The organism is Phyllobacterium pellucidum, from assembly GCF_013327855.1.
Classification (GTDB): Bacteria; Pseudomonadota; Alphaproteobacteria; order Rhizobiales; family Rhizobiaceae; genus Phyllobacterium; species Phyllobacterium pellucidum.
This window is the reverse complement of sequence record NZ_JABUMX010000003.1, coordinates 358,366-376,077: the sequence shown is the minus strand read 5'-3', so window position 1 is coordinate 376,077 and position 17,712 is coordinate 358,366. Positions and strand designations below refer to the sequence as shown.

Here is a 17,712-nt window from a genome sequence, read left to right as displayed (position 1 = left end):
ATAAGATAGCAAGCCATTTTGTCGCTATTGCCCGACTGCTTCTTTAAGTTTCGCGAAAACGGCGTATATTGAGTTCAAACATCGATTGCTTGTATGGGTGTAGGTGCCATACAATCTGCAGCCGCGAAAGGCCAAGCAAATGTCAGACGCTCACTATCATGCGACAGAGAATCCGATGAAAACGGGCATTCTCGGACGGTGCCCGCAATGCCAGCAGGGGCATTTGTTCAATGGCTTCCTGAAACTTGCTCCGTCCTGCGAGGTCTGCGGTCTCGACTATTCCTTTGCCGATCCCGCCGACGGGCCCGCCTTCTTCGCCATGACGATCGTTGCTGTTCCAGCGATGCTTTTCGCGCTGTGGCTGCAGACGACCTACGAAGTATCGATCTGGCTGCATCTCATCACCACGCTGCCGCTGACGCTGCTCGGCAGCCTGGTCCTGTTGCGGCCGTTGAAGGGCTGGCTCGTCTGCTCGCAATATTTCCACAAGGCCGAAGAAGGCAAGCTTGTTCGCAAGGGTGACCTTTAACCTGCACGATCAGATGTTGGTGCCGCCGTCGACGGTCAGCGATGCGCCTGTGATGAAGCGACCTTCATCGCCGGAGAGAAAGGCTACGACCCCGGCAATATCCTGAGCCCTGCCGAAGCGCGGAATGGCCATGAGGGCGCGCTGGGCGTCGGCATGATCGCCGTCGGCCGGGTTCATGTCCGTATCGGTGGAGCCGGGCTGGACGATATTGACGGTGATCTCCTTCGGGCCAAGGTCTCGCGCCAGCGCTTTCGTCAGGCCCGTAAGTGCGGCCTTGCTGGTGGCATAGATGCTGAGCCCCGTAAACGGCACACGCTCACCGAGATTGCTGCCGATCGACACGATGCGTCCACCGGCACTCATGAGGGCTGCCGCCGCTTTGGAGGCGACGAAGCTGGCACGGACATGGATGGACATGACGCGGTCGAACTCCGCAAGGCTCGCCGTTTCGATCTGGTCCACCGAGAAGACGCCGGCGCTGTTCACAAGGATATCGAGCCGCCCAAACCGGGCGTGCGCTTCCTGGACAGCAGCCTCGACGGCCGCGGCATCAAGATTGTCCGCCTTGATGGCGATTGCCTTGCGTCCCAGGGCCTCGATTGAATTGACCACAGCCTCGGCCTTCTCCACGCTGCTGGTATAGGTAAGGGCAATATCGGCACCATCCTCCGCTAGTTTCAGAGCGATCGCTGCGCCAATACCGCGACTACCACCGGTGACGAATGCGACTTTGTTGTCGAGACGAGACATACAATCTTCCTTTATGTAATGATCGATACATAAACACCTAAGATGCTTGCACCGCAACGTCAAGCTATTTACATATTGATCACTACAGAAAGGTCCTCACGATGCCGCCACGCGGACGACCGCGCTCATTCGACAGGGAAGAAGCTCTGGCTCGCGCCATGGGGCTATTTTGGTCGCGCGGCTACGAAGGCGCCTCCATGACCGACCTTACCGAGGTGATGGGGATCAACGCTCCTAGTCTCTACGCCGCCTTCGGCAGCAAGGCCGGGTTGTTCGAGCAGGCGCTTGAACTTTACCAAAGGAATGTGGGGCTGGAGATCTGGGAGGCCCTGGAAGCGCTCACGGCGCGTGAAGGCTTTGCTAATTTTCTCAAAGAAACGGCGGTCGCCTATTCGCAGCCCGATCGGCCGCACGGCTGCCTTGTCGTTCTTGGCGCGCTTCACGGCGAACGCGGATCGGAACCGGCCTGCGCTCTTTTGAAGGAACAACGCCTCGGCAACGCTGTTAAAATGCGCAACCGGCTGCAACGCGCAATCCGCGAGGGCGAGCTTCCGTCAAGCGTCGATTGCGATCTGGTTGCCGAGTTCTACGCGACGGTCCAGCATGGCATGTCGATCACCGCCCGCGACGGCGCGTCGCGCGAGACGCTGATGCGCACCGCCCAGGCCGCCATGGCGGCCTGGGATTCGCTGATAGCCGGCGCTGGTTAGCCTCTAAGATGAGAAAACAGGGTCGAGCGTGACCTTGTAAAGCTCGACATCCTCACGGTCCATCAGGCGCACCGTGAGTTGCTGGCTGGCGCCCTCGATATCGACCAGCCCGAAGAACTGGAGACCGGCCGAGGGCGGCACGTTCTGACCTTGCTCGGCAGTCGGTGCCTTGATGAATTTGAGCTCGGGTCCAAAAGTCTGGTCGAGGTCGTTCGGTCCGAACGTTCCGGCATGGATGGGGCCCGAAATGAACTCCCAGAAAGGTGCGAAGTCCTGGAATTGCGCCTTGTCGGGATTGTAGTAATGCGCGGCGGTGTAGTGCACGTCTGCCGTCAGCCAGACGGTGTTGTTGATGCCAGCGGTCTTGATGAAGCGCAGCAGATCGGCGATTTCGAGTTCGCGACCCTTGGCCGGACCATTATCGCCATTGGCGACTGCCTCTGCGCCCTTCTTGTCCTTGGCATTGTCCCAGACGATAACGCCGAGCGGCATATCAGAAGCAATGATCTTCCACGTTGCTTTCGAATTGAGCAACTCGCGCTTGAGCCACCGCAACTGACGTTCGCCGAGAATTGACGATTCCGGGGTAATAGCCTCTTCCGTGTCGGGTCCATTCGGGCCGCGATAGGAACGCAGGTCGAGGAAGAAGACGTCGAGCAAGGGCCCGTAGGCAATCTTGCGATACACCCGGCCCGGCTCCGCAGGCGTATAGCGGATGGGCGTCATCTCGTGAAAAGCACGAGCCGCGCGCGCTGACAGCAGCGCGATAGATTTCTCCTTGTAGCGATCGTCTGTGGCAAGGTTCTTCGAGGACGACCAGTTGTTGGTCACCTCGTGGTCGTCCCATTGAAAAAACGTCGGGCAAACCGCGTTCAGCGCCCGTACGTGATCGTCAAGCAGATTGTATTTCCATTGGCCGCGATACTCGTCGAGCGTCTCGGCAACTTTCCGCTTCTCATCGGTGACGACGCGGTTCTTCCACTTGGTACCATCCTTCAGATCGACTTCCTCAACGAGGGGCCCGTCGGCGTAGATTGTGTCACCCGAATGCAGAAAGAAGTCCGGCTGGTGCTTGGCGATCGACGCATAGGTCTTCATGCCCGTCTCATCGATGCCCCAACCTTGACCGACCGTGTCGCCCGACCATGCAAAGCGGATGCTGCGCTTGGACATCGGCGCGGTCTTGAAACGGCCGACGATCGGTTCGGATACGCCGTTGAGATCGTTAAGATCGACTGCAGTGAGGCGGTAAAAAACTTCCTGGTCGGAGGCGAGATCGGTAAGGAGCTGCTTGGCGGCAAAGTCAGTATTGGGAAGTGCATTGAGGTGTGGCAAAGCTTTCCGTCGTCGAAACTTCGATGTTGATCCGGGACGGCCGATCGGTTCGCGTCCAGATCATGCCCGTTGCAGAATCGACGTCACCGGACTGAACACCGTGCGTGAACACCGGGCGCGACGCGGCGCGTGAAATTGCCGGACAGGAAAGGTCGGAAGCAGCGGTCAGGGCCAAAGCCCCGGAAGACGTGAGAAAGCTGCGGCGGGTGTAGGCAAATCGATTCGACATGAAAATGTTCCCTTGGCTTGCAATTGGCTGGCTAACCCGCCTCTTGTGCATCGGGATTGTTTCGGTTTTTTTGCAGGCGCGTGAAATTATCGCGGGCCAAAACGAAAACGGGCGGCCAGAGCCACCCGTTTCAACAAGACTGCAGCGTGACAGCTCACTCGCTGGCAGCGGCTTCCTCAGCCGGAGCTTCGGCAGCGGCCTTGGCGGCTTCAGCTTCCGCAGCGGCCTTAGCCTTCGCATCTTCTTCAGCCTGCTTAGCAAGGGCAACGCGTTCCTGCGCCTTCTTGCCCGGAACAGCCTTTTCAGGGTTGGTGCGCGCGTCGCGCTTGGCGATGCCGGCCTGGTCGAGGAAACGCAGGACACGGTCGGTCGGCTGTGCGCCATGGCCGATCCAATACTGGATGCGCTCTTCATTCAGCTTGATGCGGTCGCCGTCCTTGGGGAGCATCGGGTTCCAGGCACCGACGTTCTCGATGAAGCGGCCGTCGCGCGGGGCGCGAACGTCAGCAACGACGACGTGGTAATAAGGACGCTTCTTCGACCCTGCGCGGGCCAGACGGATTTTCAGTGACATTGTTATTCTCCTTAGGTGTTAGATGGGGCGCCGTTTTCCTCGGCGGCCGTTGTTTCGTGATGTCTGATCACTTCCTTGACGATGAAGTTCAGGAACTTCTCGGCAAAATCGGGGTCGAGATCGGCTTGCTGGGCGAGGGCACGCAGGCGTTCCACCTGCCGCCTCTCCCGGGCCGGATCGGCCGGAGCAAGACCGTTCTTTGCTTTCAGGACGCCGACTGCCTTGGTGCAGCGAAAGCGTTCGGCAAGCATGTGGATAAGCGCCGCATCGATGTTGTCGATGGAAGCGCGCAGATCGATGAGTTCCTTCGGGAGGGATGATGAGGACATGATTATCCTTTCTTCTTTGGAAGGCCGGGCAAACCACCACCAAGCCCTGGCAGGCGCGGCATTCCGGCCATGCCACCCATGCCGCCAAGTCCACCCGGCAAACCGCCGAGCCCGCCAGGCAGACCGCCGCCCTTGCCGAAGCCGGCGGCTTCCGCCTGCTTCTGCAGGGCCTCGAGCTGTTTCGAGTCCATCTTGGAGAGATCAGGCATGCCGCCCATCCCGCCGAGCCCGCCAAGGCCCATCTTGGCGCCGAGGCCGCCCATCATCTGTTTCATGATGCCGCCTTTGCCCTTGCCGCCCATGGCCTTCATCATGTCGGCCATCTGACGATGCATCTTCAAAAGCTTGTTGATGTCGGCGGCATTGGTCCCGGAACCCTTGGCGATGCGCTGCTTGCGCGAATGCTTGAGCATGTCGGGATTGCCGCGCTCCGCCGCGGTCATCGAAGAGATGATCGCAAGCTGGCGCTTGAAAATGGAATCGTCGAGGCCGGCGGCGGTCATCTGGTCCTTCATCTTGCCCATCCCGGGCATCATGCCCATGATGCCGCCCATGCCGCCGAGCTTCTGCATCTGGCCGATCTGGTCGGCAAGATCGTTGAGATCGAACTTGCCGGACTGCATTTTCTTGGCCATCGCCGCGGCTTTTTCAGCGTCGATGTTTTCAGCAGCCTTCTCGACCAGCGAAACGATGTCGCCCATCCCAAGGATGCGGTCGGCGATACGGCGTGGGTAGAATTCCTCCAGCGCGTCCATCTTTTCGCCGGTGGCGATCAGCTTGATCGGCTTGCCGGTGACGGCACGCATGGACAATGCGGCGCCGCCACGGCCATCGCCGTCCATGCGGGTAAGGACGAGCCCGGTGATGCCGACGCGCTCATCGAATGAACGAGCAAGGTTGACGGCGTCCTGACCGGTCAGCGCATCTGCGACGAGAAGAATTTCATGAGGACTGGCCTTCTTCTTGATGTCGGCCATTTCGACCATCAAGGGCTCGTCAATATGGGTGCGGCCCGCCGTGTCGAGGATGACGACATCGTGGCCGCCAAGTTTCGCTGCCTGAACGGCGCGAGCGGCGATCTCGACCGGCGACTGGCCGGCGATGATCGGCAGCGTGTCGACGCCGGTCTGCACGCCAAGCTGGCGCAGCTGTTCCTGAGCGGCCGGGCGGCGCGTATCGAGAGAGGCGAGCAGCACTTTCTTGCGCGCGCGCTCGGTCAGGCGCTTGCCGATCTTGCCGGTGGTCGTGGTCTTGCCCGAGCCCTGCAGACCGACCATCATGATGACGACAGGCGCTGGCGCATTGAGGTCGATGGAAACGCCTTCCTCGCCAAGCATGCTGACAAGCTCGTCATGGACGATCTTGACCACCATCTGGCCGGGCTTGATGCTTTTCAGGACTTCGGCGCCGACAGCTTTCGCACGCACCTTGTCGGTGAAGGAACGGACGACATCAAGCGCAACATCGGCTTCGAGCAGGGCCCGGCGCACTTCGCGCAAAGCCGCTGCGACGTCGGCTTCCGACAGCGCGCCGCGACCGGTCAGGCCGTTCAATATCGAACCTAGTCGTTCCTGTAAGCTCTCGAACATCCAGTTTTTCCTTCTTCCTTCCAGGGACCTGTTTCCGCGAAAGGTAGGCACAAACCGCGCCCTGGCCAATGGCTCAAAGCAAAAAGGCACCCGAGGGCGCATGGCGCTGTCGGGTGTTGACCTCCGGGATCGTCGAACCCTTGCGGGGTCCCGGTCGGCTGCTCGGAGTTCCAGACTCGTCGCGGATTGATGCGCGGCTTAAACAGGAATTCGCCCCGGGAGTCAAGGCTGCGCGCGTCCAGGACCGTCACGCCCGCTTCTTGAGGCCGGCAGCCTTACGCAAGGCATCGTCGATGCGACCCTGCCAGCCGGGTCCGGTGGACCGGTAGTGGTCGAGGACATCAGGGCTGAGACGGATCGAAACCGGCGTCTTGGTGACTTCCGCCACGGGCCTGCCGGGTCGGCGCTTTGTAAGTTCAGTGATGAGCGCGGTGTCAGGGTCTTCGGATGCCGCGTTTGTGAGCGCAGCGTCTTCCGCGGGTGAGATCTTGTTCAAGGCGGCTTCAATGCGCGCTCGATGTGCAGCGCGAACCTTTTCACTCATAGGCTTTTGCATATCTTTTGATCTCTGCGGTCGTGGATTTTCGCAACGAGATAATCCGGATCAACCCGTTGCGTTCGGTATATGTCATTGTGTGTAAAACCTCGCCAATGAACCCGATCGAAACTACTCTCTCTTCGCCGTAGTTTTCCCTATCGTCGATGAATTCTAGAGCCGAAGGAAATTCAAAACGCTCGCCTGCCCGAAACGAGACGCCATGTTTGCTTAAATTGCGGTTTGCCTTTTCGGGGTCCCACTCAAACCTAGTCATGAAATCACTTTTGGTCAATGATTATCGTATATACAAAAATTATAATGGAAGCCTAATCGAAAACCTTGCAGACCACCAGCCGTAAGCCTTTCTCTCTAATGTTGGGCGGGGAGCCAGGGCTTTATACACGCGCGAATGCCGACTCTCGGTTGTGGCCCCAATGTCTGTCGTCACATGGGGCAGGGGGCGATTTTTGCGAAATTGACAACGACCTTGATAAAATTGCGTCCTTTTAACCTTAAGGCGCGCGATTCTGCCGGATGACACGGTTGCAGAAAAATGGCAGATAGGGCCAACCACGATTCAACTTTTAAGGAGATCTTCATGGCATCTGTTGCCAAAAACAGATTTTTTGCGGTCGCAACGGCCGGCCTCCTCTTGATGGCGGGCGCCGCACAGGCTGCTCCCTCCTGCGGAAACAACTCCGCCGGATTTCAGGAATGGGTCCAGGCCTACAAGCAGCAAGCGCAGGCGCAAGGAATTGGCAGCAGGGGCATCAGTGCGCTCGATGGCGTTTCCTATGCGAGCAAGACCATCAATGCCGACCGCAACCAGAAGAGCTTCAAATATTCGCTAGACAAGTTCATGCAGGTGCGCGGCGGTCAGACTATTATCTCGCGTGGGCGCGCGCAGAAGGCGCAAAACGCCGCTTTGTTCGCCAGCATCGAGCGCCGGTTCGGCGTGCCGGCCGGCCCGTTGATCGCGATCTGGGGCATGGAGACCGGTTTCGGAAGCTTCATGGGTAACCAGAATACCCTTTCCGCCGTGACGACGCTTGCCTTCGACTGCCGCCGCCCGGAATATTTCCGCGAGCAGCTGAATGCTGCGTTGAAGCTGGTCGATCAGGGAACGCTCTCGTCCAATTCCGTCGGGGCCATGCACGGCGAGATTGGGCAGACTCAGTTCCTGCCGCTCAACGTCCTTCGCTACGGCGTGGACGGCGATGGCAACGGCCGCATCGACCTGCGATCCAAGGCGGATGCGCTGGCCTCGACGGCGAATTTCCTGCGCGGCCACGGCTGGCAGACAGGCGCTGGCTATCAGCCAGGGCAGGCTAATTTCGCCGCAATCCAGGGCTGGAACGCGGCAAGCGTCTATCAGCAGGCAATCGCAATCATTGGCGCGAAGATCGACGGCGAATAGCCGGCCTCGCGTCAGACTAAATTTCAAGGCCGGTGCCCATCGCGCCGGCCTTTGTCATTCGAACCCTTCGCAGGCCTCGCCGACTGAACTCTGTGCGCTCTCGATGATCTTCTCGCCGCGGAAACTGAAGATTTCGCGCATGTAGGTAGAATTGCTCGGGAATTGATAGCAGACGAAGACGGTGACCGTCCCGTTGCCGGCGCTGGCGATCCGGTGGCGCAGGGTCGCGCCATGCACCGCGTTCTTCCATTCGTCGAGGCTTCCAAGAAACTCGTCCTTCGTCTGGATCGAGTCTATGTCTTCGAGGATCACCCTTGCATCGTCGGCCAGGAGCTTGTCGAACATGGCGTGGTCGGCGGTTGCAAGGGCTGAATACCACTGTTCGACCAGCTGTTCATGGCTATCTGCCGCGCGGCCAGCAAAACTCAGCGAAACGATGAAGGCGAAAGCAAGAACAAGCCGCGCCAACATCGAAGGGCCTACTCCAGGGTTGGCGCGCCGACCTCTTCAGGGTCGGGGCGAACGAAGTCGCCGGTTTCGGGATTCATGATCCAGAGTTCGCCAGTCGAAATATCGAACCATGCGCCGTGGAGCGTTAGCCGCCCCTTCTTCTCCAGAATGTCGATGCAGGGGAAACTGCGCAAATTTTGCAGGGAGTAACGGATCGAGATACGTTCCAGCGCGGTCTGGCGTTCCAGCGTCGTCATGAGCTCGTTGGCGGAAATGGCTTCGGCCGCCGGCGCAACCAGGCTCATCCATTTCCCGATGAAATCGCCGGGCGACAAGGGCTCGCTGGAAGGATCGAGCGCCGCCTTGATGCCGCCACAGCGGCCATGGCCGAGGACGACGATATTTTTGACCTTGAGGCTTTGCACTGCAAATTCAAGCGCGGCGGATGTTGAGTGATACTCGCCATCCGGTTCATACGGCGGCACCAGATTGGCGACATTGCGCACCACGAAGATCTCGCCCGGCGCGGTGTCGAAAATGATCTCAGGCGCCGAACGGGAGTCGCAGCAGGCGATAACGAGCGTCTCGGGGGTTTGACCTTTTTCGGCAAGCTGTCTGTAGCGCAAGGTCTCATTGGCATAGCGATGCGCCATGAAGTTGCGATAGCCGGTAAGAAGTTTATCGGGAAGCAGGGTCATGGCTTTGCTGTAGTCCTCATCATCGCGAAGATCAATTGGTCTTCAGGTGTAAGATCGCGCTCAAGCCCGGATGCCTTTGCTCGGGTGCACAAGTCGGCGCATCTGCGTCATGGCCATTGGCGTCGATAGACTTGAGGCATCCGCTTCCAGCATCAATTCGTCGGCGCCGCGCTTGGCAGCGCGTGCCATGATCTCGAAAACCGATGCGGTGGTTCGCTGCAAGACCTGCTCGGGTTCGAGGCCAGACAGCGTCCTTGCGAGGAAAAGCGCGGACGTCAGGTCGCCAAGGCCATTGGTCGGACCGTTGACGAGGCGATGCTCGGCGAGCAGGGCCAGCGAATGCGTCACCAGCAGATTGCCGGTGCCGCCCGCGATCATCGGATGGGCAGAGGTGACGAGCATGGTGCCCGGCCCCGCATGCAGGGCCGCCTGCATGATCGCCTTGTTGTCAGGAAGATCCGCCCCCGCAAGCCATGCGAGTTCGAAACGGTTCGGTGTAGCGATATCGGCGAGCGGCATCAGTTCGTCGCGAATGGCTGTCGCCGTCGCTTCGGGAACATAAAGGCCTTTCTCGTCGCCGATAACCGGATCGCAAAGATAGCGCACCGATTTCCTGCGTGCCTTGATCGTCTTTACCAGCCGCGCAACGCTCGCGGCTTGCGAAGCATGGCCAAGATAGCCGGTCATGATGGCGCTGACCTCGTCGAGCCAAGGCGCGCGCTCGAGATCGGCAATGAGGTCGTCGAATTGTTGGGGCTCCGGCACGATGCGCTTGGCGGGCCCGTGGCCGGGATGCCACGGAAGAATGACCGTAGGCACCGCCCAGACCGGATGGCCGAGGGTTTCCAGCGCAAAAACTGCGCCACGATTGCCCACGGCGCCACGAACGACGTGGCTCGAAATGACGATGACAGCGTTGGAGGAAACAGCAGAACCGGTCATTGAAAATACTCGTGCGAGGGCATTGGAGAGAAAGGGGCGGCGGCAGTGCCGAACGTCATCCCTTTCCGGATATGGAGACAATCAACCAAATAAACATTGCGATTAATACTAGCAATCCCAGCAGGCGGCCGATGCGCGTGCCCCAGACTTCGATCGGGTCGGCGGCGTCGGCATCCTGTGCAGAAAAATGGCGCTTCGCGCGGCCGACGATTGCGTTGCCATGAACCGCGGTCTCACGCTCGATACGCTCAAGAATCCGTCTCGATTCAGTATCTGGCCGCCGATTGTCGTTCTGTTCGGGCATGAGGCATCCATTCGATTCCAAGGCAAATCAGCATAGCGCTTTGCCAGTTCCTTTTGCAGAAAAAAATGTCTAGGCTCGCGTTGCTTCGTTTTGATGCCGCCGGCCCCGTGTATCCGTATTTTGGGAGATGATTTTCGATGCAATATTTGCCTTCAGTCGCGATGCCGCGCCGTGCGCTCACCGTTCTCGCCGTGGCGTTTCTCCTGCCGCTGCTTTCGGCCTGTGGATTCAACGTCATCCCGACCAATGAGGAACGGGCGAAGGCTGCCTGGAGCGAGGTGCTCAACCAATACCAGCGCCGTGCCGATCTCATTCCCAATCTGGTAGAGACCGTCAAGGGCTATGCGGCCCAGGAGAAGGATGTGCTGACCTCCGTCGTCGAGGCCCGCGCCAAGGCGACCCAGGTACAGGTTACACCGGAAACACTGACAGATCCCAACGCCTTCAAGGCCTTCCAGGACAACCAGGCGAACCTGACCGGCGCCTTGTCACGCCTGCTTGCCGTCGTCGAAAACTATCCCGATTTGAAGTCGAACCAGAACTTCCTCGCCCTGCAATCGCAACTTGAGGGGACGGAAAACCGCATTGCGGTTGCCCGCCGCGACTATATCGAGGCCGTGCGCGTCTACAACACCTCGCTCAAGACCATGCCGACGATGATCTGGAGCTGGATCTGGTTCCGCGGCAACGAGCCTTACCAGACCTTCACGATCGACGACTCCGCAAAGCAGACGCCGCAGGTGAAGTTCTAGGCATCAGCCGGAAAGAAGGGGCTTGTGTGATGTTTGCAGTCGCTGCTGCCACGCGCATATGCTCCCGGGAGTTGCGTGAGGTGAAACGTATTCGACCGGTGCTGCAGCTCTTTTGCGCGGCAGTTCTTCTGGCATTTCTGTCGGTCAGCGCTTTTGCTGCCGAACTTCCAGCGCTGACCGGGCGCATCGTCGATGGCGCCAACATCATCGACACCGCTACCCGCGCCGCAATCACGGAAAAGCTCGCGGTTTACGAGGCAAAGTCCTCCGACCAAGTGGTGGTCGTCACCGTGCCGAGTCTCGACGGGGAAGAGATCGAACCATATGCCAATCGGCTCTACCGCTCCTGGGCGATCGGACAAAAGCAGGAGAACAATGGTGTTCTTCTCGTCGTTGCCCCAAACGAGCGCAAGGTGCGCATCGAAGTCGGATATGGGCTTGAGGGCACGCTGACCGACCTTCTTTCCAAGCTGATCATCGAAAACGCGATCATACCCGGCTTTCGTTCAGGCGACTATTCCGGAGGCATCGCGCGCGGTATCGATGACATACTGACCGTGCTCTCCGGCGATAAGGCCGAGGTCGAGGCGCGGGCCAAGCGCAATATCAAGGAGCCGACTTCCGATATTGACTGGTTCTTTGTAATTTTCATAACCATCTGGGCGCTCATCTTTTTCGGCGGTTTCGCCACCGCTGTGCTTGCGCCGGCATTTGGTCGCAAGATCGGCCCCGGCCAGTACGAATGGCTCGGCATGCGCTTTGACAATCGCACCCGCGGGCGATCGGGCGGTGGGTGGTCAGGCGGAGGAGGCGGCTGGACCGGAGGCGGTGGTGGCTGGTCGTCGGGCGGCGGCGGTGGCGGCGGCTTCTCCGGGGGTGGCGGGTCCTCCGGCGGCGGCGGCGCATCGGGGAGCTGGTAGGCCATGCAGGTAATGAACGAAGCCGATCATGCCAATATTGCTGCGGCAATTCGCGAGGCGGAGAGCCGGACAAGTGGCGAAATCTATGCAGTTCTGGCGCGGCGCAGCGACAGCTATTTCTTCGTTGCCGGCTTCATGGTCGCCTGCGGGATATTGTTCGCCGCTGTGCTCGTTGCAGTCGCGGCCCATTGGTTCTGGTATACGATTACTCTGCCGGTCTTCGGCTTGGCGATCCTGTCGGCCCTTGTCACCGCCCTGCTTGTGTTGCGGCTGCTGCCGGATCTCCACATGTGGCTCGTGCCGAAGCATATTCGTTATCGCCGCGCCCACCTCAATGCCTCCCAGCAATTCCTGGCACGCAATGTTCACCTCACCACGAAGCGCACCGGCGTACTGCTGTTTGTTTCGCTGGCGGAACGATATGCGGAGGTTGTGGCCGACGCCGGCATCAACGCCAAAGTGGCGCAGCAGGAATGGAACGATATCGTTGCGATTCTGATCGACCATGCCGGCAGGGACGAATTGCCCGGCGGTTTCCTCAAGGCCATCAAAAAGGCAGGCCTGCTCCTGGAAGAACATTTCCCGGTGAGGCCCGGCGACATCAACGAACTGGATGACCATCTGGTCGAATTGTAATTTTCTTGCGTGTCATACGATTTTCACCGCATCGGTGCAGTTTGGGGTCGAAAACGGCTTCCGAATGGCTATGATCATGCAAAATACGCAATGAGGGGGGAATTTTGATGGCTTCACAGACTGCATTGGACCGAAAGGCCGCCCCGAAGCCCAAATCACCCAAGGCCAAAGACAAGAAGATTGACGCTGGTCTGTTCGAAGAGTTGCTCTTTGCCCGAGCGCCAGACGAAGACCTTGCCGGCTACGATAGAAGCGCAATCCAGACTTCGGCGAAGCTTGCCGAGGAGGCACTCTCACGTTTCAAGAGCGGGCAGTCTATCATCGATGTGAGCGAGGGGTCGCTTGTCTATCGCGACGGCCGTCCGGTCACCGTGATCACGTTGATCAACGACAATATGCCTTTCCTGCTCGATTCCGTTCTTGGTGAAATAAGCGACCGGGCAAACGCTGTTTACCTCGTCATGCACCCCGTCATGGATGTCGATGCGAAGACAAACAAGGCGATTGGCCCGGCAGGACCCGACAAGCCAGGCAAGGATGTGGCGCGCGTCAGCGTCATGCAGATCCACGTTCCCGCGCTCGACGGACCTTCCCGCGAAATCATGCACGCAGCGCTCACGACGGTGCTGAAGCAGGTGCGGGAGGCCGTACGCGACTGGAGGCCAATGCTCGACCGTCTCGGCGAAGCGATCGATGCCTACAAGACCGGAAAGCTGCCGATGAAAAAGGCGGCGATCGACGAGGCAGTCTCTTTCCTCGAATGGCTGCGTGACGACAATTTCACGTTCCTCGGCGTGCGCGAATACGACTACCTCGGTGATAATAACCAGGGCGAGCTCGAACGCTCCCGCAAGACAGGACTTGGCATCCTCGGCGACCCCGATGTCCGCGTGTTGAAACGCGGCAATCAGGGCGTCACCACGACGCCGCAAATCATCGCCTTCCTCACCGGCCCCGAGCTTTTGATCGTTACCAAGGCGAACACGAAGTCGCTGGTGCATCGCCGCGGCTATATGGACTATATCGGCGTCAAGACCTTCGATGCGGAGGGTCGGATCACCGGCGAGCTTCGTTTCGTAGGTCTCTTTACCTCCGGCGCCTATACGCGTTCGGTACTCAAAATCCCCTATTTGCGTTCAAAGACGGAAGCGGTCATCAGCCGCCTCGGGTTCAATCGCGAAGACCATTCGGGCAAGGCGCTGCTCAACGTTCTTGAAGGCTATCCGCGCGACGACCTGTTCCAGATCGACGTCAAGACCTTGACCCGCTATGCGGAGATCATCCTTGCGCTCGGCGAGCGGCCGCGCGTGCGGGTCCTGCCGCGTGTCGATCCCTTCGGCCGCTTTGCCTCGATCATCGTCTTCGTTCCGCGCGAACGCTACGATTCCGTCGTGCGCGAAAAAATGGGCGCTTACTTCGCCGCGCTCTATGAGGGGCATGTCTCGGCCTATTATCCCGCTTTCCCGGAAGGCAATCTCGCACGCGTCCACTTCATCATCGGCCATGCCGAGGACGATTTTCCAAAGGTCAAGCGTGAGATGCTCGAAGAAGGCGTCCGCGCCATCGTTCGTACCTGGGACGATGCCGTCGCCGAGGTTGGCGACCGTACGGGTACGTCGCAATATACTGCGCTGGCGGCAGCATTCCCTGATTCCTACCGTGAGAACTTTTCCGCGGATGAGGCGCTTGTCGATGCGAGCCGAATCGCTGGTCTCTCGAGAAGCAATCCGCTCTTCGTCGATTTCTACCGCCACCGCACCGACGGGTCCCACGCGGCATCGCTGAAGATCTATCATTACGGCTCGGCTGTTGCGCTGTCCCAGCGCGTACCGCTGCTCGAGAACATGGGCTTCCGCGTCATCAGCGAGCAGACATTCGCCTTGCCTGCGGCGGATGCCAGCCCGCTCTACGTTCACGACATGGAACTCGTCAGCACTTCTGGTGCGGCCATCGATCTGCGCGACAAGGGCGCCCTGTTCGAGGACATCTTCCGCAACATCTGGAGCGGCGCCTCCGACAATGACGGCTATAATGGACTGGCGCTGAGCGGCCAACTCACGGCGCGGCAGATCATCATCCTGCGCGCTTATGGGCGCTACCTCCAGCAGGCGGGCATTCCCTATTCGCAGGATTTCATCGCAATCACGCTCAATCGGTACCCGGCGGTCGCGCGTCAGCTTTACGATCTCTTCGAGCAACAGCTAAGCCCGGCCAAGGCCAAGGGCGCGCAATCGGAGCGTAAGGAGGCTGCGATCCGTGCGGCCATCGAGGAAGCCTTGCAAGGCGTTCCGAGCCTCGACGATGACCGGATACTGCGCCGCTACCTCAATCTCATCGAATCGACGCTGCGCACCAATGCCTTCTCGCCAGAGGAGGATGGCAGCGAACGCGCCTCTCTCGCCTTCAAACTCGACCCGCGCGCACTCGACGAGTTGCCGGAACCCCGTCCCTACCGCGAGATCTTCGTCTATGGGCCGGAAGTCGAAGGCGTGCATCTGCGCTTCGGGCCAGTTGCCCGCGGCGGGCTTCGCTGGTCAGACCGCGCCCAGGATTACCGCACGGAAGTTTTGGGCCTGGTTAAGGCACAGCAGGTCAAGAATGCCGTCATTGTGCCCGTTGGCGCCAAGGGCGGTTTCTATCCCAAGCGCCTGCCGACGGGCGGCGATCGCAACGCCATCTTCGAGGCCGGCCGCGCTGCCTACATCACGTTCATCTCGACGCTGCTCTCGGTCACCGACAATCTGAACGGCGAGACCGTCGTGCCGCCGGCCGACATGGTACGGCGCGATGGCGACGATCCCTATTTCGTCGTTGCCGCGGACAAAGGCACGGCGACATTCTCGGATACCGCCAATGCGATCAGCCAGGCGCATGATTTCTGGCTCGACGATGCCTTTGCCTCGGGTGGCTCAGCCGGCTACGACCACAAGAAGATGGGCATTACCGCGCGTGGCGCCTGGGAAGCGGTCAAGCGCCATTTCCGCGAAATCGGAACCGATATCCAGAAAGCCCCGTTCACCGTGGTCGGCGTCGGCGACATGTCGGGCGACGTCTTTGGCAATGGCATGCTGCTGTCGCCGCAGACAAGGCTGATTGCCGCCTTCGACCACCGCGATATTTTCATCGATCCGGAGCCCGACATCAAGGCGACGCTCAAGGAGCGGCAACGCCTCTTTAACCTGCCGCGGTCGAGCTGGCAGGATTTCGACAAGTCGAAAATATCGGCGGGCGGCGGCGTATTCTCGCGCTCGCTGAAGTCGATCACGCTGTCTAAGGAAGCCGCGAAGGCCATCGGCCTCGCCAAGACGACGGCAACGCCTTACGAGATCATGACCGCCATTCTCAAGGCACCGGTTGATCTCCTGTGGTTCGGCGGCATCGGCACCTATGTCCGCTCGATGGGAGAGAGCGATGCGGAGGTCGGCGACCGCGCCAATGACGCGATCCGCATCACCGGCAGCGACGTCAGGGCCAAGGTCATCGGCGAAGGCGCCAATCTCGGCGTCACGCAGAAGGGCCGCATCGAGTTCGGCCTGCTTGGCGGACGCTGCAACTCCGATGCGATCGACAATTCCGCTGGCGTCAACACCTCGGACGTGGAGGTGAATATCAAGATCGCGCTGGCGCAGGCCATGCGCGCCGGCAAGCTCAAGCGCGACCAGCGCGACAAGATTCTAGAATCGATGACAGCAGAGGTTGCAGACCTCGTCTTGCGCAACAACTATCTGCAGACCCTGGCTCTCTCGCTGGCGCAGCGGCGCGGCCTGGCCGATCTCGCTTATCAGGCCCGCTTCATCGGCGACCTCGAGGCGCGAAAGCTTCTGAGCCGCAAGGTCGAGACCTTGCCCGATGACAAGGCCCTCGCCGAACGGCAGGTCGATGGCATACCTTTGACGCGCGCCGAACTCGGCGTCCTGCTTGCCTATGCGAAGATCGTGCTATCAGATCAGTTGTTGGCAAGCACGCTGCCCGACGATCCTTATCTCGATCGCGAGCTGATGGATTATTTCCCGAAGCAGATGCAATCGGGATTTGCCGATGAGCTGCATACGCATCGTCTGCGGCGGGAAATCATCGCAACGCAGCTCGCAAACGATATCATCAATCGTGGCGGCCCGACCTTCGTTAGCCGGCTGTCCGATCTTACGGGCCGTTCCGGGCCGGAGATCGTGCGCGCCTACGTCATTGTGCGTGACGGCTTCTCGCTCGACAGTGTCTTTGCCGCGATTGACGCCCTCGACAATGCCGTAGCAGGGGACACACAGAACGGTTTCTACGCCAAGGTGGCGCAGATGCTGAACTGGACGACGGCATGGGTTCTACGTAATGGCACCGCAGGGGCCAGTCTCGCGACCGCCATCGATGAGATCAAGAAAGCCCGTGACGCGCTGCAGCCAAGACTAGAGAAGCTGTTGCCAGCCTCCATGCTGGGGTTGATCCGCGACGACACCGCCAGCAACGTGGCGCTCGGCGCACCACCGGCTCTTGCCGCGCAATTGGCACGCCTGTCCGTCGCGCCGATCATTCCTGATATAGCGGCGGTGGCGCAGCAGGCGAATATCGACATAGCCACTGCCGGCAAGGCCTATTTCGATATCTCCGAGGCGTTCCGCATCGGCCGTATCGAAGACGCCGCGCGTGGGGTTTCCGTTGCCGACTACTATGACGGCCTGGCACTTGCCCGCGCGACGGATCTGATCTCGCAGGCGCGGCGCGGTATCGCCGTCGCAGCGCTCAGCCGGCACGGCAAGAACGCTGATCCGGCCAAGGATTGGCTGACCAGCCGTGGCGCGCGTGTAGACGAAGTGCGCCAGCGCATGGCGAACATCGTCGAGAGCGGTGATTTGACCGTATCGCGGCTCGCCGTAGCTGCCGGCCTGCTTTCGGATTTGTCGTAGTCACCCCTCGCCCCCTCCCTTGGGGAGGGCGGGCCGAAGGTCCGGGGAGGGGCAGACTTGAACTAATCCGGGCCTGGGATAAGCTTCCTCAAAATTCCGCACGGGGCGACCC

At 60.0% G+C, this 17,712-nt stretch carries 17 protein-coding genes and 1 pseudogene; 7 read left to right on the top strand and 11 right to left on the bottom strand.

Annotated features, from left to right (window positions below; translation table 11 throughout):
• The first annotated feature begins 139 nt into the window (after positions 1-139).
• Positions 140-529, top strand: a complete 390-nt coding sequence (locus tag HQ945_RS15135) for a DUF983 domain-containing protein (protein WP_113280012.1) — start codon at positions 140-142, stop codon at positions 527-529.
• A 9-nt stretch (positions 530-538) separates the two neighbouring features.
• Here HQ945_RS15135 and HQ945_RS15130 read toward each other — a convergent pair whose 3' ends face one another.
• Positions 539-1,279 (bottom strand): SDR family oxidoreductase, encoded by a 741-nt coding sequence (locus HQ945_RS15130; RefSeq protein WP_091920894.1) that lies wholly within the window; start codon positions 1,277-1,279, stop codon positions 539-541.
• A 101-nt stretch (positions 1,280-1,380) separates the two neighbouring features.
• On the opposite strand from HQ945_RS15130, the gene HQ945_RS15125 reads away from it, so the two are divergent.
• A complete protein-coding gene (locus tag HQ945_RS15125; protein ID WP_113280013.1) occupies positions 1,381-1,989 on the top strand; it encodes a TetR/AcrR family transcriptional regulator in 609 nt (202 codons plus the stop codon).
• 3 nt (positions 1,990-1,992) lie between these two features.
• Here HQ945_RS15125 and HQ945_RS15120 read toward each other — a convergent pair.
• The 6 genes and pseudogenes from HQ945_RS15120 to HQ945_RS15095 form a co-directional block, all read right to left on the bottom strand.
• Positions 1,993-3,553, bottom strand: a pseudogene (locus HQ945_RS15120) (alkaline phosphatase D family protein).
• 154 nt (positions 3,554-3,707) lie between these two features.
• On the bottom strand, positions 3,708-4,127 hold the full coding sequence (gene rpsP, locus HQ945_RS15115) for a 30S ribosomal protein S16 (protein WP_091920900.1): 420 nt from the start codon (positions 4,125-4,127) through the stop codon (positions 3,708-3,710).
• Between the two features lie 11 nt (positions 4,128-4,138).
• Positions 4,139-4,456 carry a chorismate mutase gene (locus tag HQ945_RS15110; RefSeq protein WP_027231051.1) on the bottom strand — a complete coding sequence of 106 codons (318 nt, stop codon included), beginning with the start codon at positions 4,454-4,456 and terminating at the stop codon, positions 4,139-4,141.
• A gap of 2 nt (positions 4,457-4,458) precedes the next feature.
• Positions 4,459-6,045: a signal recognition particle protein gene (gene ffh, locus HQ945_RS15105; RefSeq protein WP_113280014.1), complete on the bottom strand. Its 1,587-nt coding sequence runs from the start codon at positions 6,043-6,045 to the stop codon at positions 4,459-4,461.
• 247 nt (positions 6,046-6,292) lie between these two features.
• Positions 6,293-6,589, bottom strand: a complete 297-nt coding sequence (locus HQ945_RS15100; RefSeq protein ID WP_174208241.1) for a BrnA antitoxin family protein — start codon at positions 6,587-6,589, stop codon at positions 6,293-6,295.
• Positions 6,582-6,875, bottom strand: coding sequence for a BrnT family toxin (locus tag HQ945_RS15095; protein ID WP_246272690.1), 294 nt, complete (start codon positions 6,873-6,875; stop codon positions 6,582-6,584). The genes HQ945_RS15100 and HQ945_RS15095 overlap by 8 nt, the downstream gene beginning before the upstream one ends.
• A 306-nt stretch (positions 6,876-7,181) precedes the next feature.
• On the opposite strand from HQ945_RS15095, the gene HQ945_RS15090 reads away from it, so the two are divergent.
• The gene (locus tag HQ945_RS15090) at positions 7,182-8,000 is read left to right on the top strand and encodes a lytic murein transglycosylase (RefSeq protein WP_091920908.1); all 819 of its coding nucleotides are present in this window, start codon (positions 7,182-7,184) and stop codon (positions 7,998-8,000) included.
• A 54-nt stretch (positions 8,001-8,054) separates the two neighbouring features.
• On the opposite strand, the gene HQ945_RS15085 is transcribed toward HQ945_RS15090, so the two are convergent.
• The 4 genes from HQ945_RS15085 to HQ945_RS15070 are packed head-to-tail and all read right to left on the bottom strand — an operon-like array spanning position 8,055 to position 10,394.
• On the bottom strand, positions 8,055-8,471 hold the full coding sequence (locus HQ945_RS15085) for a DUF4440 domain-containing protein (RefSeq protein ID WP_091920910.1): 417 nt from the start codon (positions 8,469-8,471) through the stop codon (positions 8,055-8,057).
• Between the two features lie 8 nt (positions 8,472-8,479).
• Positions 8,480-9,148, bottom strand: a complete 669-nt coding sequence (locus HQ945_RS15080; protein ID WP_027231057.1) for a carbonic anhydrase — start codon at positions 9,146-9,148, stop codon at positions 8,480-8,482.
• A gap of 60 nt (positions 9,149-9,208) precedes the next feature.
• Complete coding sequence (gene pdxY / locus HQ945_RS15075; protein WP_027231058.1) at positions 9,209-10,090, bottom strand: pyridoxal kinase PdxY; 882 nt, start codon at positions 10,088-10,090, stop codon at positions 9,209-9,211.
• Positions 10,091-10,145: 55 nt separating this feature from the next.
• Positions 10,146-10,394 (bottom strand): hypothetical protein, encoded by a 249-nt coding sequence (locus HQ945_RS15070; RefSeq protein ID WP_027231059.1) that lies wholly within the window; start codon positions 10,392-10,394, stop codon positions 10,146-10,148.
• A gap of 137 nt (positions 10,395-10,531) precedes the next feature.
• On the opposite strand from HQ945_RS15070, the gene HQ945_RS15065 reads away from it, so the two are divergent.
• The 4 genes from HQ945_RS15065 to HQ945_RS15050 all read left to right on the top strand — a co-directional run bounded on the left by HQ945_RS15065 (position 10,532) and on the right by HQ945_RS15050 (position 17,600).
• The gene (locus HQ945_RS15065; RefSeq protein WP_091920912.1) at positions 10,532-11,146 is read left to right on the top strand and encodes a LemA family protein; all 615 of its coding nucleotides are present in this window, start codon (positions 10,532-10,534) and stop codon (positions 11,144-11,146) included.
• Positions 11,147-11,226: 80 nt separating this feature from the next.
• Positions 11,227-12,066 carry a TPM domain-containing protein gene (locus tag HQ945_RS15060; RefSeq protein ID WP_425500659.1) on the top strand — a complete coding sequence of 280 codons (840 nt, stop codon included), beginning with the start codon at positions 11,227-11,229 and terminating at the stop codon, positions 12,064-12,066.
• Between the two features lie 3 nt (positions 12,067-12,069).
• Complete coding sequence (locus tag HQ945_RS15055; protein WP_091920916.1) at positions 12,070-12,702, top strand: TPM domain-containing protein; 633 nt, start codon at positions 12,070-12,072, stop codon at positions 12,700-12,702.
• 107 nt (positions 12,703-12,809) lie between these two features.
• Positions 12,810-17,600 carry an NAD-glutamate dehydrogenase gene (locus HQ945_RS15050; protein WP_113281672.1) on the top strand — a complete coding sequence of 1,597 codons (4,791 nt, stop codon included), beginning with the start codon at positions 12,810-12,812 and terminating at the stop codon, positions 17,598-17,600.
• The last annotated feature ends 112 nt before the right edge of the window (positions 17,601-17,712 follow it).